Annotated in this window: 11 protein-coding genes and 1 pseudogene; 8 read left to right on the top strand and 4 right to left on the bottom strand. The window is 68.8% G+C overall.

Annotated elements, in window-relative coordinates:
• The first annotated feature begins 22 nt into the window (after positions 1-22).
• From DW355_RS15475 to DW355_RS15465, 3 genes and pseudogenes are all read left to right on the top strand, one after another.
• Positions 23-1023 (top strand): annotated as a pseudogene (locus DW355_RS15475) (Bug family tripartite tricarboxylate transporter substrate binding protein).
• Positions 1023-1799 (top strand): enoyl-CoA hydratase/isomerase family protein, encoded by a 777-nt coding sequence (locus DW355_RS15470; protein WP_131281398.1) that lies wholly within the window; start codon positions 1023-1025, stop codon positions 1797-1799. The pseudogene DW355_RS15475 and the gene DW355_RS15470 overlap by 1 nt, the downstream one beginning before the upstream one ends.
• Positions 1800-1826: 27 nt before the next feature.
• Positions 1827-3419, top strand: coding sequence for a malonate--CoA ligase (locus DW355_RS15465; protein ID WP_131281396.1), 1593 nt, complete (start codon positions 1827-1829; stop codon positions 3417-3419).
• A 49-nt stretch (positions 3420-3468) separates the two neighbouring features.
• Here DW355_RS15465 and DW355_RS15460 read toward each other — a convergent pair whose 3' ends face one another.
• Positions 3469-3912 carry a universal stress protein gene (locus tag DW355_RS15460; protein WP_131281393.1) on the bottom strand — a complete coding sequence of 148 codons (444 nt, stop codon included), beginning with the start codon at positions 3910-3912 and terminating at the stop codon, positions 3469-3471.
• Positions 3913-3996: 84 nt separating this feature from the next.
• The gene (locus DW355_RS18565; RefSeq protein ID WP_431733183.1) at positions 3997-6855 is read right to left on the bottom strand and encodes a DNA internalization-related competence protein ComEC/Rec2; all 2859 of its coding nucleotides are present in this window, start codon (positions 6853-6855) and stop codon (positions 3997-3999) included.
• A gap of 98 nt (positions 6856-6953) precedes the next feature.
• On the opposite strand from DW355_RS18565, the gene DW355_RS15450 reads away from it, so the two are divergent.
• Both DW355_RS15450 and DW355_RS15445 read left to right on the top strand, forming a co-directional pair.
• On the top strand, positions 6954-8315 hold the full coding sequence (locus tag DW355_RS15450; protein WP_131281391.1) for a GGDEF domain-containing protein: 1362 nt from the start codon (positions 6954-6956) through the stop codon (positions 8313-8315).
• Positions 8312-9535 (top strand): winged helix-turn-helix domain-containing protein, encoded by a 1224-nt coding sequence (locus tag DW355_RS15445; protein WP_131281389.1) that lies wholly within the window; start codon positions 8312-8314, stop codon positions 9533-9535. Before DW355_RS15450 ends, DW355_RS15445 begins: the two co-directional genes overlap by 4 nt.
• 47 nt (positions 9536-9582) lie before the next feature.
• Here the strand turns inward: DW355_RS15445 and DW355_RS15440 are convergent, their stop codons facing one another.
• A complete protein-coding gene (locus tag DW355_RS15440; RefSeq protein WP_131281387.1) occupies positions 9583-10401 on the bottom strand; it encodes a TOBE domain-containing protein in 819 nt (272 codons plus the stop codon).
• 154 nt (positions 10402-10555) lie between these two features.
• Between DW355_RS15440 and modA the strand changes: the two genes are divergently transcribed.
• The 3 genes from modA to modC are packed head-to-tail and all read left to right on the top strand — an operon-like array spanning position 10556 to position 13227.
• A complete protein-coding gene (gene modA / locus DW355_RS15435) occupies positions 10556-11335 on the top strand; it encodes a molybdate ABC transporter substrate-binding protein (RefSeq protein ID WP_131281385.1) in 780 nt (259 codons plus the stop codon).
• Between the two features lie 9 nt (positions 11336-11344).
• Positions 11345-12028 (top strand): molybdate ABC transporter permease subunit, encoded by a 684-nt coding sequence (modB, locus tag DW355_RS15430; protein WP_131281383.1) that lies wholly within the window; start codon positions 11345-11347, stop codon positions 12026-12028.
• A gap of 56 nt (positions 12029-12084) precedes the next feature.
• Positions 12085-13227: a molybdenum ABC transporter ATP-binding protein gene (gene modC / locus DW355_RS15425; RefSeq protein WP_207388150.1), complete on the top strand. Its 1143-nt coding sequence runs from the start codon at positions 12085-12087 to the stop codon at positions 13225-13227.
• Between the two features lie 49 nt (positions 13228-13276).
• On the opposite strand, the gene DW355_RS15420 is transcribed toward modC, so the two are convergent.
• Positions 13277-14218, bottom strand: coding sequence for a 2-dehydropantoate 2-reductase (locus DW355_RS15420; RefSeq protein WP_131281381.1), 942 nt, complete (start codon positions 14216-14218; stop codon positions 13277-13279).
• Positions 14219-14312: the final 94 nt, after the last annotated feature.

The following is a 14312-nucleotide window of genomic DNA, read 5'->3' as shown; positions in this document are numbered from 1 at the left end:
ATTTCAACAAGAGGAGACAAGCATGAATGACACCACCCTTCGGGGTCTGAATCGACGCAGCGTGCTGCGTTACGCCGCCGTTGGCCTGGCCGCCGGCCCGCTGCTGGGTCAGGCCCAGTCGAAAGGCTGGCCCAGCAAGCCGGTCACGATGGTCGTGCCCTTTCCCGCTGGTGGCGGTACCGACGCCTTCGCGCGGCCCTTGTCGGCGGCCTTCGGCAAGGTCACGGGCCAACAGCTGATCATCGACAACCGGGGTGGGGCCGGGGGCACGCTGGGCGCGAGCATCGCGGCCAAGGCCGCGCCGGATGGCTACACCCTGTTCATGGGCGCGGTGCACCATGCCATCGCCCCGGCCATGTATCCCAAGCTGGACTACGACATCGAAAAGGATTTCGTGCCCCTGGTGCTGGTGGCCACCGTGCCTCAGGTGCTGGTGGTGAATCCGCAGAAAGTGCCCGAGAACGACTTCAAGTCCTTTCTTGCCATGGTGCTCAAGAACCCGGACAAGCTGAATTACGCCTCGGCCGGCAGCGGCACCTCGCACCACCTCGCGGGCGAGCTGTTCAAGCAGCAGACCGGCGCGGCCATCACGCACATTCCCTACCGGGGCGCCGGGCCCGCCTTGCAGGACCTGATCGCGGGCAATGTGGACATGATGTTCGATGGCCTGGGCTCCTCGGCCACCCACATCCAGGGGGGCGCGTCAAGGCGCTGATGGTGTCGGGCGCCAAGCGCAATGCGGCCTTCCCCGACGTGCCTTGCGCCGCCGAGGTGGGCCTGCCCGATTACACGGTGCAGACCTGGTACGGCATCTGGGGACCCAAGGGCATGCCCGCGGCGGCACAGGCGCGGGCGGTGGAAGCCATCCGCGCGGCGGGTGCCACGCCCGAGGCGCAAGCCGTCTGGGCCAAGCAGGGCGCGGAGTTCAGCCCGTTCACGCAGCGGCAGTTCGGCCAGTTCGTCAGCGGCGAGGTCAAGCGCTGGGCGCAGGTGGTCAAGGTGTCGGGGGCCAAGCTGGAGTAATGGGCGGACGTGTTTGCCTGACGCGCCAGGGCGCCATCGCCCTGGTCACGCTGGACCATCCCGGCAAGTTCAACGCCATGTCGCGCGCGATGTGGCGTGAACTGCGCGCTGTCTTCACCGGCTTGCAGGCTGAGCCCGCCGCGAGCGCGGCGCGCTGCGTGGTCCTGCGGGGTGCGGACGGCCATTTCTGCGCGGGCGGCGACATCTCGGAGTATGCGGATTTCCGCTTCGACGAAGTCAGCCTGCGCGCATTCCACGAAGGCGAGGTCTGGGGTGGCCTGCAGGCCTTGCTGGACTGCGATGTGCCCGTGATCGCGCAGATCGAAGGCAACTGCATGGGCGCGGGCGTCGAAATCGCCAGCGCCTGCGACCTCCGCATCGCGGGGGCCTCGGCCCGTTTCGGCGCGCCCATCGCCAAGCTGGGCTTTCCGATGGCCCCGCGCGAGGCTGCCCTGGTGGCCCGTGCCACGGGCGAGGCCACGGCGCGTGAAATGCTGCTCGAGGCCGCCGTGTTCGACGCAGCCGAAATGAAGGCGCGCGGTTTCGTCCAGCGACTGCAGGCGGACGAAGCCGTGGCCGACCATGTTCTGCAGAGTGCCTCGCGCATCGCCAGCCTGGCGCCGCAGGCCGCGCGCCTGAACAAGCAGACCTTGCGGGCGCTGGGGCAGGGCCGGCCGGCCGAGGCCCTGGTGACGGGTGCCTACGCCTATGCCGACAGCGCCGAGCACCGCGAGGGCATCTTCGCCTTCACCGAGAAACGCAAGCCGGATTTCTGACCCACGACCCACCGACCTCTTCAGCCCATGAGCCTCGATACCAACCTCTACAGCGCCCTGCGCGCCGCCTTTCCTGCCGACCTGGACCGACCGGCCATCGAAACCGATGGCGGCGTTGAAGGTCAGGGCCTGGTCTATTCCTGGCGTGATCTCGATCGCGCCAGCGCCATGCTGGCCAATCTGCTGGCCTCGCTGGAACTGCCGCCCGGGTCGCGCATCGCCGTGCAGGTGGAGAAATCCGTCGAGGCGCTGGCGCTCTACCTGGCCACGTTGCGCGCGGGCCATGTCTATCTGCCGCTCAACACCGCCTACCAAACCGGCGAGATGGCCTACTTCATCGGCAACGCCGAGCCCGCTGTGGTGGTCTGCACGCCGGCCAACTTCGGCTGGGTCGGCAAGCTGGCCTTCCAGGCCGGCGTGCGCCATGTCTACACCCTGGGCGAGGACCGCACGGGCTCCCTGCTGGAGCGCGCCGTGCACCACAGCGACCAGCAGCAGCCCGTGGCGCGCGCCAAGGACGACCTGGCCGCCATCCTCTACACCAGCGGCACCACCGGTCGCAGCAAGGGCGCCATGCTCACGCACGGCAACCTGCTGTCCAACGCCCGGGTGCTGAAAGACTACTGGGGCTGGCGGACTGGGGGAGGGCCGGAAGGTCGCGGGGATGTGCTGATCCACGCGCTGCCCATCTTCCATGTGCATGGCCTCTTCGTCGCGGTGCATGGCGCCTTGTTCAGCGGCAGCAAGATGCTTTGGTACAGCCGTTTCGATCCGAAGAAAATCATTGCCCGCCTGCCCGAGGCGACCGTGTTCATGGGCGTGCCCACGCTCTATGTGCGCTTGCTGGCGGAGCCTGCCTTGACGCGCGATTCGGTGCGCAACATGCGCCTCTTCGTCAGCGGTTCCGCCCCCTTGCTGATCGAGACCTTCAAGGACTGGCAGGAGCGCACGGGTCACACCATCCTGGAGCGTTACGGCATGAGCGAGACCGTGATGCTGACCTCCAATCCCTACGTCCCCGACGCTCGCTATCAAAATCAGAGCGAAAGGCGCGGTGGCACGGTGGGCTTTCCGCTCCCGGGTGTGGACCTGCGCGTGTGTGGAGACGAGGGCCTGGCGCTGCCCGCGGGGGAAATCGGCGGCATCCAGGTGCGCGGTCCCGGCATCTTCAAGGGCTACTGGCGCATGCCCGAGAAGACCGCGGAAGAGTTCACGCAGGATACGGCGGGCAATAGCTGGTTCAAGACGGGGGACGTGGGCAAGGTGGATGAACGGGGTTACGTCACCATCGTCGGCCGCGCCAAGGACCTCATCATCAGCGGCGGCTACAACGTCTACCCGGCCGAGGTGGAAAGTTACCTGAACGACCTGCCTGGCGTGATGGAAAGCGCCGTGGTGGGTGTCCCGCATCCGGATTTCGGCGAGGTCGGCGTGGCCGTGGTGACGGCCAAACCGGGCGCGACGCTCTCAGCCGAGGAACTGGTCGCCACGCTCAAGACCAAGCTGGCGGGCTACAAGATTCCCAAGCGTTGCTTTGTCGTGTCTGAACTGCCGCGCAATGCCATGGGCAAGGTGCAGAAGAATGTGCTGCGCGAACAGCACAAGGCATTGTTCGTCTAGTCACCCGCCCCGTGGCCGGCGGGCCGGCCATCGCCGGCTGGTCTTCTGCTCAGCGCAGCACCAGCACCGGCACCGCCGAGTGCGTCAGCACTTGCTGGGTCTCGCTGCCCAGCAGCAGGCGCTTGAGGCCGTTTCGGCCGTGCGAGGCCATGACGATCAGGCTGACCTTCTGCTTCTTCGCCGTGGCAATGATGGCTTCGCTCACCAGCTCGGCCCTGACAACCTGACCCTTGGCCGACACGCCCTTGGCGTTGGCCGACTTGACCACCGCGTCGACGACCGCCTGCGCCTGAGTGGCCCATTGCTTCTCGATCTTGGTGATGTCGTTGGCTGGCAGCATCAAGCCCCCTTCGTAATAGGACCGGGGGTAGCGGGGCACGATCTTGAGCGCGACGAGTTCAGCGCCGCTGAGCTTGGCCAGGCCGATCGCGTGGGTCACGGCTTTTTTCGAGAGGGTGCTGCCGTCGGTGGCAACGAGGATGCGCTGGTACATGAGAGCTCCTTTCGAGGATGTCGGGAAAGCGACCCGGCCATTTTGGATCGCATTGGCTGGTTTGGGGACATCCCTGGAGGGTTTTCAGTCGGTCTTTTTGATCTGGCGCAAGCTTCTTTCAATACCGGTGCTGCCAGTAACGGGGATCGGCCACCCGTTCACAGCGCAGTTGACCCGCCTGGTCGGACCGCCAGGTTGCCGCGCCGCAGCGCGGGCTGTCGTGCACGGCGACGCCGCGCGCGCCATACCGCGACAGCACTTCCGGCGCGGGGTGGCCATAGCGGTTGCGGTAACCCGCCTGGACCAGGGCGATGTGCGGGGCCACAGCGTCCAGGAAGACTTCGGAGCTGGAGGTCTTGCTGCCGTGGTGCGGTACGAGCAGCAGGTCTGCGGCCAACCCGTCCGGGTCTTGCGCGGCCTGCGCCGCCAGGCGCAGTTCCTGCATTTTTTCAATGTCGCCGACCAGCAGCGCGGTGCGAGGGCGGGTGCCCGGGGGGTGGCGGCGCGCACGCGCAGCACGCACGAGACGGTGTTGGCGCGCGGCGTGCGTCCGGCGATCAGGCCGTAGTCCGTCGCACGCGGGTGCAGGATGTCGAAGCGCACGCCGTCCCATTCCCAGGATTGCCCGGCCTCGCAGCGCAGGGCCTGACGGCCCGTTCGCAGCTCGTGCGCGGCGTCGAGTGAGCTCAGCAGCACGGCGCGTGGATGCGCTGTCAGGACGGCCGCTGCCCCGCCCGCGTGATCCGCGTCGCGATGACTCAGCAGCAGCGCGTCGAGACGCACGCCGAGCGCGCGCAGCAGGGGCACGAGCACGCGTTCGCCCGCGTCGCTTTCATTGGTGTAGCGTGGGCCTGCGTCGTACAGCAGCGCGTGCCGCGCGGTGCGCACCAGCACGGCCTGGCCCTGGCCCACGTCGGCGGCCAGCAACTCGAATTCGCCCTGCGCAGGCGCGGGGGGTTGCCACAGCAGCACGGGCAAGAGCAAGGGCAGGCCTGCCAGGCGCAGACTCCAGGGCAGGCGCAACACCAAGAGCAGGCCACCCAGCGCACCCGCCAGTGCCGCCCACATCGGCGCCTGGGGCGCGCTGTAGACGGCCAGAGGCAATTCGGCCAGCCCGGCCAACAAGGTGTTCAGCCACTGCACCGCCCAGGCAGCCGCATCCCACAGCGGCGCGCTGTAGGGGGCCAGTGGCTCGGCCGCCACGCCCAGGGTGCCCAGCAGCGCCAACGGCGTCACGACCAGGGTGACCCAGGGGATCGCGACCAGGTTGGCCAGCAGGCTGACCAGGGACATCTGTCCGAAGAACAGCAGAGTCAGCGGCGCCAGGGCCAGTGTGACGACCCCTTGCTCGCGCAGCAGGTGCCACAGCGGGCGCAGCACGCCGCCGGCCAGGGCCGCCAGCCTGCGGTGTACTTTGGGGGTGGCGTCCCGCGCGGATGGCGCGCGACCCTCGTCCGAGCGGCCGTTGGCGAACAGCACGCCCACCGCCACGAAGCTCAGCCAGAAGCCAGCCTGCAACCAGGCCCAGGGACTGACGGCGAGCACGATGGCCGCGGCCGCCAGCCAGAGCTGGGGCCAGGGCCAGCGCCTCCCCGTCAGCCGAAGCAGCGTGACCACGGCCAGCATCAGCACGGTGCGCTGGGCCGGTACCCCCCAGCCGCTGAACAGGGCGTAGGCGGTCGCCAACAGCAGGCCGCCCAGCAGGCCGGCCTGCGAGGCGGGCCAGCGCAGGCACAGCTGCGCGCCCAGCAGGGGCGTGTAGCGCCACAGCGCACTCACCAGGGCGGCGGCCAGCCAGGCGAACAGCGTGATGTGCAGACCCGAGATGCTCATCAGGTGCGCCACGCCGGTCGTGCGGAAGACGTCCCAGTCGGCGCGCGCGATGGCTTGCTGGTCACCCGTGACCAGCGCGGCCACGACGCCATAGGCATTGCGCCGGTTCATGGCCTCGGCCCGGTCTTGCGCCGGGTCCGTCGCCATGTCCGCGGCCTGGGTCGGCGCGGTCATTTCGGTTGGCCGCGCAGTCGGTGGCTCGAATTCGGCGGGGGTCCGGGCGGCGGCGGTGGCCGCGCGGCTCAGGGGTAGCACCGGCGTGTAGGCCGGTGCGCGTCGCACGATGGCGTCGCGCACCTGCTGGCGCGCTTGCTCGACCCGGTAGGGGGCGGCCCACCAGGGCGGGTTGGGGGTCAGCAGCGCCGGCACCGGGTCACGATGGGTCGTGCGTACATAGCCACTGGCTTGCAGGCCTTGTTCCCACATCCACAACTCGTAGTCGAAACCGTGGGGATTGCGTGCGCCGTGTACCGCGCGCAGGCGGGCGTTGAAGCGCCAGCGTTCGCCTGCCTGGAGGTCGGGTGCCTGAATGAAGGGTTCCAACAGGGCGCCATTGTCGTCGCGCCAGGCACCGTACCAGGTCAGCATCAGCCGCTCGGGAACGTGCAGTGATCCAGGCAGTGGCGCGACGCGGCCTTGTTCAAAGAGCGCGGCCGATTCGACCTCGAACAGGAAGCGCGTGCCGTTGTCGGTGCGTTGCGGCATCGCGGCGATGTGACCGGTCAGCGTCAGGTCGCGCCCCTCCAGCACGGGTGCCAACGCCTGGGTCTGCAGATGCAAGGCGCGCAACCCGGTGCTGGCATAGGCCAGCAGCGCGGCCGCCAGCAGGGCCAGCAGTGGGCCGGCAAAAGGCAAGTCAGTCTGCGTCCGGGCTGCGGGTGTGGACGTGCCGGGGACGCGCGATGTCAGGCTGACGACACTGGCGATCAGGAGCGCCAGTCCCGAGGCCGCGAGCAGGCCGTAGCTGGCGAGGGGCCAGAGTTTGCCCTGCTGCAGTTGCGCTGCGATGCCTGCCAGCCAGCCCAGCAGAACGGGCGTGAGCAGGCGCGCATAACCCGCGGCAGGGGGAGGAGATGTTGGATTCGCGGGGGTGGCCAGGGGCGCGGACATGGGCCGATGCTAAGCCACGTCGGCCGTGCCTTGGTGGTGGTGTACTTCTTGAAGCACCTTGGCATCCGACCTTGATGCGGGCGCTGTAACATCTTGGGATGAAAGAACTTGGAACGGGTGGCGAGCCCGGCGAAGGTGCCGGCAGGGTTGCTGGCGCATCGGGCTCGCCGCTGGACCAGCTGCGCGGCGAGAACATGCTCCTGCGCGAGCAGCTCGGCAGCGCGCAGGAGCAGTTGTCCGGCCTGCGCACGCAGTTCGACCGTCTCCTGAGCGAAGCCCGCCTGAATCAGGCCAAACTGCGCCGTTTTGATCAGATCGAGCGCCAGCTCATTGCCGCCCCGTCCCTGACCGCGCTGGTGCAGGCCTTGCTGGTGGATTTCGGCGCGCTGTTCGAACTCGACGCCGTCACCCTGGCCCTGGTGGATCCGGAGTACGAGGCCGCGCGCGTGCTCAGTGAAGGCTGGAGTGAAACGGTTCAGGCCGCGCTGGACAACGGCGAGGTCGATGCCGACCTGGCGTCATCCGCCGAACCCGGGCTGTCGGCCGAGCCCCAAGGCGAGGGCGCGTCCGAGGATGCCGCTGTGGGTACCGACTGGTTTGCCCGCCTGCTGCTGCTGGGCAGCGGACAACTGCTCAGCCAGATCTACTCGCGGGGCTGGCGCCCCATGCTGGGCTCCCCAGATCCGGTCCAGGCGGCCCTGTTCCAGGGCGTGGCGCTGCGCGGACTCGGGAGCACGGCCTTGCTGCCGCTGTTGCACCGTGGCGAATGCATAGGCAGTCTGAATCTGGGCAGTCGCGACGCAATGCGTTTTTCGGCCGGCAACAGCACGGATTTCCTGGAGCGTCTGGCGGCCCTGGCGGCCATTTGCCTCGACAACGCCCTGGTGGCCGAGCGCCTGAAGCTGGTGGGCCTGACGGACGCGCTCACGGGCGTGCACAACCGCCGCTATTTCGAGTCGCGCTGTCTGGAAGAGGTCAAGGCGGCTCAGCGCAGCGGCGAGTCCCTGGTCTGTTTGCTGCTTGATGTCGATCACTTCAAGCGCATCAACGACAGCCACGGGCACCCGGCGGGGGACGCCGTGCTGCGCCAGATCGGTCAGATCATCCGCGGTCAGTTGCGCGGCAATGACGTGGTGGCTCGCTACGGCGGCGAGGAATTCGTGCTGCTGCTGCCCGACACCCCGCTCGACGGTGGGATCGATACGGCAGACCGCATCCGGCTGGCGATCGCCGCCGCAGCCATGCCGGTGCAAGGGGAGCACGGCGAGACCCTGCACGTCACGGTCTCCCTCGGCGTCGCACAGTTGCTGGTCGAGGGAGGCAACTCCGAGGCGGCCAACGACGTCCCGGCCCGCCGGCCCGCGGCCGAGGAGAGCATGAAGTTGCTTGTGCAACGGGCGGACCAGGCCCTGTACGCCGCCAAGCAGGCCGGTCGCAACCGGGTGCAGGCGGCGCGGTGACGCACCACCTTTCACTGGCCGGCGCGCGCTCCCTCCACCTGGCGGCCCAGGGCCTGCTGGCGCCGCCCCGCAAGAAGGCGGCGAAGGCCGATGTGCTGGCCGCCATCGAGCGCATGGCCTTGCTGCAAATCGACACCATCCAGGTGGTGGCGCGCAGTCCTTACCTGGTGCTGTTCAGCCGCCTGGGAAGCTACGACCCGGCCTGGCTGGAGCAGACCCTGGCCGAGGGCGCCATCTACGAATACTGGGCCCACGAAGCCTGTTTCGTTCCGACGCGCGACTACGGCCTGCTGAGGCACCGCATGCTGGACCCATCGGGCATGGGCTGGAAGTTCTCCGCGCGCTGGATGGAGACGCATGGGGCCGAGATTAACGCCCTGCTGGCGCACGTTCGCGAACGGGGGCCGGTGCGTTCGGCCGATTTCGAGCGCAGGAACGAGGGCAAGGGCACGGCCAAGAGTGCCGGCTGGTGGGATTGGAAGCCGGAGAAGCGGCACCTGGAATTGCTGTTCACGACGGGGCGTCTGATGGTGGCCGAGCGCCGCAATTTTCAGCGCGTGTATGACCTGGCCGAGCGCGTCTTGCCCCATTGGGATGACCGCCGCGATCTCCCCACGGTGGAGGCGGCGCAAGCTCAGATGGTGCGGCGCTCCTGCCGGGCCCTGGGCCTGGTGAAGGCGGGCTGGGTGGCGGACTACTACCGGCTCAAGCGAGGCAAGTACGACGCTGCGCTGCATGCGCTGGCCGACACCGGCGAACTGACACCGGTACGCGTCGAGGGCTGGAAGCACGACGCCTTCGTGCATGCTGATCTGGCGCCCTGGCTGGCGCAGGCCGAGGCCGGTGAGTTGTCTTCGACGGTGAACACCCTGCTCTCGCCCTTTGACCCGGTGGTCTGGGACCGCAAGCGCGCGGTGGAGCTGTTCGACTTCGATTACCGCTTGGAGTGCTACACCCCCGCCGAAAAGCGCAAGTACGGCTACTTCGTGCTGCCCATCCTGAGCCGGGGCAAGCTGGTGGGGCGGCTGGACGCCAAGGCCCATCGCAAGCAAGGGGTGTTCGAGGTCAAGGCCCTGTACCTGGAGCCGGGCCTGCGGACCAGCCAAAGGTTGATCGGCGACATCGCCCTGGCGGTGCGGCGCTGCGCCGCATGGCATGGCACGCCCACGATCAGCGTGGGCCACGCGCCCGCGGCCGTGACGGCAGCCCTGAAGACCTGATCACATTGGCCCCCGGGGCATGGGCTGGCGCAGTGGGGTCCGATGGCTCAGTCGGCCGCCGCGATCACCACGGCGGATTCGTCCAGCCCGATGTGGGCCGTCTGCCCGGCTCGCAGTCCGTGGCCGGCCGCCGCGAAGCCCACGATGTAGGGGCCGGAGGTGCCAGGCTCGCTGGACAGTCGCAGGCTGACTTCGCCGCCGGCCGCCGCCCGCGAAGCACGCGTCACCACGCCGGTCAGGAAATTGCTGCTCTCCGTTTGCGCGCCACGCGCCTGCGCCGGCCGGGCCGTGACCCGTACCGCCGTGGCCTTGCACAGCGCAAGCACCGGCAATCCCACGCGCAGGCCCAGCAACTGGGCGCTTTCACGGGTGATGCGCGCGTGCAGGGGCAAGGGCGTCTCGCCTTCCCGCGCCAGCAGCAGTTGGACCCGCACCTGGCCTTGCACCGAGCGCAGGGCACCGACCGTGCAGGCGAACTGGTTGCGCATGCTGGTGCGCAGCGCGGAGGCGGCGCGGCGGGAGGCGGTGGTCGAGGCGGCATGTCCTCCCGCGCTGGTGTCCAGGCTCGCCAGGGCCTGCGCACGCGCCTGGGCTAGCGCATCGGCGGCCAGCAGCACGCGCTGGCCCGCGGCGGTGAGCACCGCGCCACCGCCGCCGCTGCCCCCCACGGCCTTCTCGACCAGGGGCTGGCCCGCCAGATTGCCCAGCGTTTCCAAAGCCTGCCAGGCGGCCTTGTAGCTCACGCCCGCGCCGCGCGCGGCCTCGGAGATGGAGCCGACCTGGCCGATGCGGCGCAGGATGTCGATGCGTTTGTCGCTGGCCTGGAAGCCCAGCACTTCGGCCAGCGGCAGTGTTTTCTTGCTCATGGGCTTATGGTATTCGGCTGCCGTCCGGACAAGCCGGTGGACCGTCCGGTCCTCGCGCGCAGGGGTCGGGGGTGATCGCTATTCTTAATCTGAATAGCGTTTCGGTGTTTCGTGCTAGAGTTTCGCTGTTCATTTTTGGAATAGCGAGGTTTTCATGGTCAAGCGCTTCTTGAGCGTCATTGCGGCGACGTTGGGTTTGTGGGCCGTTCCATTCGCGGCCGTGCAGGCGGGCGAGGTGAACGTGGCCGTGGCCGCCAACTTCACCGCCCCCATGCGGAAGATCGCCCCGATGTTCGAGGCGGACACGGGCCACAAGGCCGTGTTGTCCTTCGGCTCCACGGGCAAGTTCTACGCGCAGATCCAGAACGGCGCGCCGTTTGACGTGCTGCTGTCCGCCGACGACACGACGCCTGCCAAGCTGGAGCAGGAGGGGCAGGGCGGCGGCAAGGACCGGCGTTACACCTACGCCATTGGCACGCTGGTGCTCTGGAGCAAGCAGCCCGGCCTGGTGGACGCCCAGGGCGAGGTGCTGAAGACAGGCCAGTTCGACAAGATCGCCCTGGCCGATCCCCGGCTCGCGCCCTATGGCGCGGCGGCGGTGGAGGCGCTGACGGCCTTGGGTCTGCTCGACACCTTGAAGCCGAAGTTCGTCCAGGGCGAGAACATCGGCCAGACGCACCAGTTCGTCGCCACGGGCAACGCGGCGCTCGGCTTCGTCGCGCTGTCCCAGGTCTGGGTGCCGGACGAGCAGGGCGGCAAGCTGAAGGAAGGCTCGGTCTGGCGCGTGCCGGCGAAGCTGCACCAGCCCATCCGGCAAGACCTCATCCTGCTCAAGAAGGGCCAGGACAACGCCGCCGCCGTCGCTCTGCTCAAGTACCTGAAGGGCGAAAAGGCCCGCGCCGTGATCCAGTCCTTCGGCTACGGCCTGGAGTAATCTGACGGGATGGTTTTTTCCGCCGATGACTGGCAGGCCATCCGGCTCACGCTGGAGCTGGCCGCGCTCACGACCCTGTTGCTGTTGATCATCGCCACGCCCCTGGCCTGGTGGCTGGCACGCAGCCCTTCACGCTGGCGGGCGCCGGTGAGCGCGCTCGTCACCTTGCCCTTGGTGCTGCCGCCCACGGTGCTGGGCTTTTATCTGCTGGTGCTGATGGGCCCCAACGGCTGGCTGGGGCAACTCACCCAGGCGCTGGGCTGGGGCTTGCTGTCCTTCAGCTTCACGGGCCTGCTGATCGGCTCCGTTTTCTTTTCACTGCCGTTCGCGGTGCAGCCCCTGCAGCACGCCTTTGAGTCTCTCGGCGCGCGTCCGCTGGAAGTGGCGGCCACGTTGCGGGCGCGTCCGCTGGACGCCTTCTTCACCGTGGCCCTGCCGCAGGCCAAGGGCGGTGTGTTGACGGCGGCCATCCTGAGCTTCGCGCACACCGTCGGCGAGTTTGGTGTGGTGCTGATGATCGGCGGAAACATCCCTGGGCAGACCCGCGTGGTTTCGACCCAGATCTACGGCCACGTGGAAGCCATGGCGTACACCCAAGCGCATTGGTTGGCAGGCGGCATGGTGCTGTTCAGTTTTGCGGTGCTGCTGGTCCTGGCCGGTCTGCGGCGCGGGCGTGATCGGGTCATGCCATGAATGACCCGGCTGTGAATCAACAGGTGCTGAATGTCCCGATGGTGAGCGAGTCGGCCATGACGACCGTCGCGACCCTGCTGGATGAGCTCTTCCACGTGCGCCTGAGTCTGGCGCGCGCGGACTTTGATCTGAATGTGGACCTCACGCTGCCCGCGCGCGGCATCACCGTGCTCTATGGGCCTTCGGGTTCGGGCAAGACCAGCGTGCTGCGCTGCGTGGCCGGACTGGAGCGCGCGCGATCGGCCACCGGGCAGGGGCAAGAGACGCCCGCCCGCGTGGTCGTGGGCGGCGAGGTCTGGCAGGACGAGGCGAGGGGCGTCTTCCTGCCCACGCACCGTCGGCCCCTGGGTTATGTGTTTCAAGAAGCCAGCCTGTTTGAACACCTCGATGTGCACGGCAATTTGCAGTACGGGCTCAAGAGGAGTTGGCGCGGTGCGCTCCTGGCCCAAGGCCGGCGCGCGCTGGACGAGGCCGTGGCCTTGCTGGGCATCGAGCACTTGCTCGCGCGGCGGGTGCAGCAACTGTCCGGCGGCGAGCGCCAGCGGGTGGCGATCGCGCGGGCCCTGGCCACCGGGCCGCGCCTGCTGTTGCTGGACGAGCCGCTCGCCGCGCTCGACGCTGCGCGCCGTCAGGACATCCTGCCCTGGCTGGAGCGCTTGCGCGACAAACTGCGCCTGCCCATGCTCTACGTCACCCATTCGGCCGACGAACTGGCGCGGCTGGCCGCGCACCTCGTGGTGCTGGAACGCGGACAGGTGCGCGCGGCCGGTCCGGTGGCCCAGGTGCTGGCTGCCCTCGACAGCCCGCTGGTGGTGGGCGAGGACGCGGGGGCCTTGCTGCAAGGCACCGTGCTGGAGCGCGATGCAGCCTGGCATCTGGCCCGGGTCGGCTTCGCGGGCGGCGAACTGAGCGTGCGCGACGAGGGCCTGCCCGTGGGCCGCGAGGTGCGCCTGCGCGTGCTGGCCCGCGATGTCAGCCTGGCCTTGGCCGAGCCGCGCCAGACCAGCATCCAGAACCTGTTGCCGGCCGTGGTGGACGCCATCGCGCCGGACGCCCATGCCTCGCAAGTGCTGGTGCGCCTGCGCTGCGGCGAATCCCTGCTGCTGGCGCGCATCACCCGCCGTGCCTGCGAGGCCTTGGGCTTGTGCCCGGGGCTGCCGGTCTGGGCGCAGGTGAAGTCGGCCGCGCTGGTGCGTTGACGGCACCAGCTCAGGCCCGGGGCCGGCTTGTCAGACCCCGGGCTTCGAATTACGACCGCGATTGGGATTGGGATTGGGATTGCGACTGCGCGGCCCGCACCGCCATGTGCGAGTAGGCCAGGCGCAGCAGGTCCACGCCCACGCCGAGCTGGCGGCCACGGCGCGCCAGCGCGCCCAGGATGTGCTCGTGCTCGGTCGGCAGCCCGCCTTGCAGGTCGCGCAGCATCGAGGCCGTGAAGGCCGAGCCCGGCTGCGTCAGCATGCCCAGGGCCTGGTTTTGCGCGGCCGCGCCGACGGCGTGGTCCTCGGCCTGGGCCACGGCGCAGGCCTCCGCGTACATGGTGCGCGTCAGGGCCTCGCCTTCGCTCGTGGCCACGATCTCGCCCACCGAGCCCTGGCAGACCGTGGTCATGCCCGCCAGCGTGGCGAGGAACACCCATTTGTCCCACAGCACCTGTTCGATGTCCTCGCTGTGCACGCTGTCGTAGCCGGCGCCCGTGCCCAGGGCCGCGAAGTCGCGCGCCAGGGACTCATGGGCCGGGTCGCGCGGCCCGACGGTCAGGCGGTGCAGATCGTTGAGCTGCTTCACCACGCCCTCGGGCGTGAGCGCGGCCGCGATGTGGGCCACGCCGCCCATGACGCGCGCGCGGCCGTAGCGCGCATCCAGCGCCTGCAGGTGGTCGATGCCGTTGAGGAAGGGCAGCAGAACACCGCGCCCGTCGGCGCGCGCCAGCGAGGCCAGCGCGCTGTCCAGGTCATAGGCCTTGGGCGTGAGCAGGATCAAGTCATAGTCCGGCCCCACGGCCTGCGCCGTCACCGTGCGCGGCTGCACGCTGAAGGGGCCGCGCGGCGTCTCGATCTTCAGGCCCTCGCTGTCCACCTGCTGCTTGCGCCGCTCGCGCAGCAAGAAGGTGACGTCCGCGCCGGCCTGGATCAGGCGCGCGCCGAAATATCCGCCGATACCGCCGGCGCCAAGGATCAAGATCTTCATGTGAAAGCTTTCGTCTCTGAGAGGGGTGAGGAATGGGCGATGGCGTGATCGTAGAGGACAATCCGGTACGATGAGTGATCAGAATGACTGATTG

It is taken from the genome of Hylemonella gracilis, from assembly GCF_004328645.1.
Lineage (GTDB): Bacteria > Pseudomonadota > Gammaproteobacteria > Burkholderiales > Burkholderiaceae_C > Hylemonella > Hylemonella gracilis_B.
The sequence above is the reverse complement of the archived record's forward strand: the minus strand, read 5'-3'. Positions and strand labels throughout refer to the sequence as shown.

Bases quoted from the DNA above. Each gene is read 5' to 3' on its own strand.
- DW355_RS15470 (WP_131281398.1), top strand. From the start codon at position 1,023: ATGGGCGGACGTGTTTGCCTGACGCGCCAGGGCGCCATCGCCCTGGTC.
- DW355_RS15465 (WP_131281396.1), top strand. From the start codon at position 1,827: ATGAGCCTCGATACCAACCTCTACAGCGCCCTGCGCGCCGCCTTTCCT.
- DW355_RS15460 (WP_131281393.1), bottom strand. From the start codon at position 3,912: ATGTACCAGCGCATCCTCGTTGCCACCGACGGCAGCACCCTCTCGAAA.
- DW355_RS18565 (WP_431733183.1), bottom strand. From the start codon at position 6,855: ATGTCCGCGCCCCTGGCCACCCCCGCGAATCCAACATCTCCTCCCCCT.
- DW355_RS15450 (WP_131281391.1), top strand. From the start codon at position 6,954: ATGAAAGAACTTGGAACGGGTGGCGAGCCCGGCGAAGGTGCCGGCAGG.
- DW355_RS15440 (WP_131281387.1), bottom strand. From the start codon at position 10,401: ATGAGCAAGAAAACACTGCCGCTGGCCGAAGTGCTGGGCTTCCAGGCC.
- modA (WP_131281385.1), top strand. From the start codon at position 10,556: ATGGTCAAGCGCTTCTTGAGCGTCATTGCGGCGACGTTGGGTTTGTGG.
- modB (WP_131281383.1), top strand. From the start codon at position 11,345: ATGGTTTTTTCCGCCGATGACTGGCAGGCCATCCGGCTCACGCTGGAG.
- modC (WP_207388150.1), top strand. From the start codon at position 12,085: ATGACGACCGTCGCGACCCTGCTGGATGAGCTCTTCCACGTGCGCCTG.
- DW355_RS15420 (WP_131281381.1), bottom strand. From the start codon at position 14,218: ATGAAGATCTTGATCCTTGGCGCCGGCGGTATCGGCGGATATTTCGGC.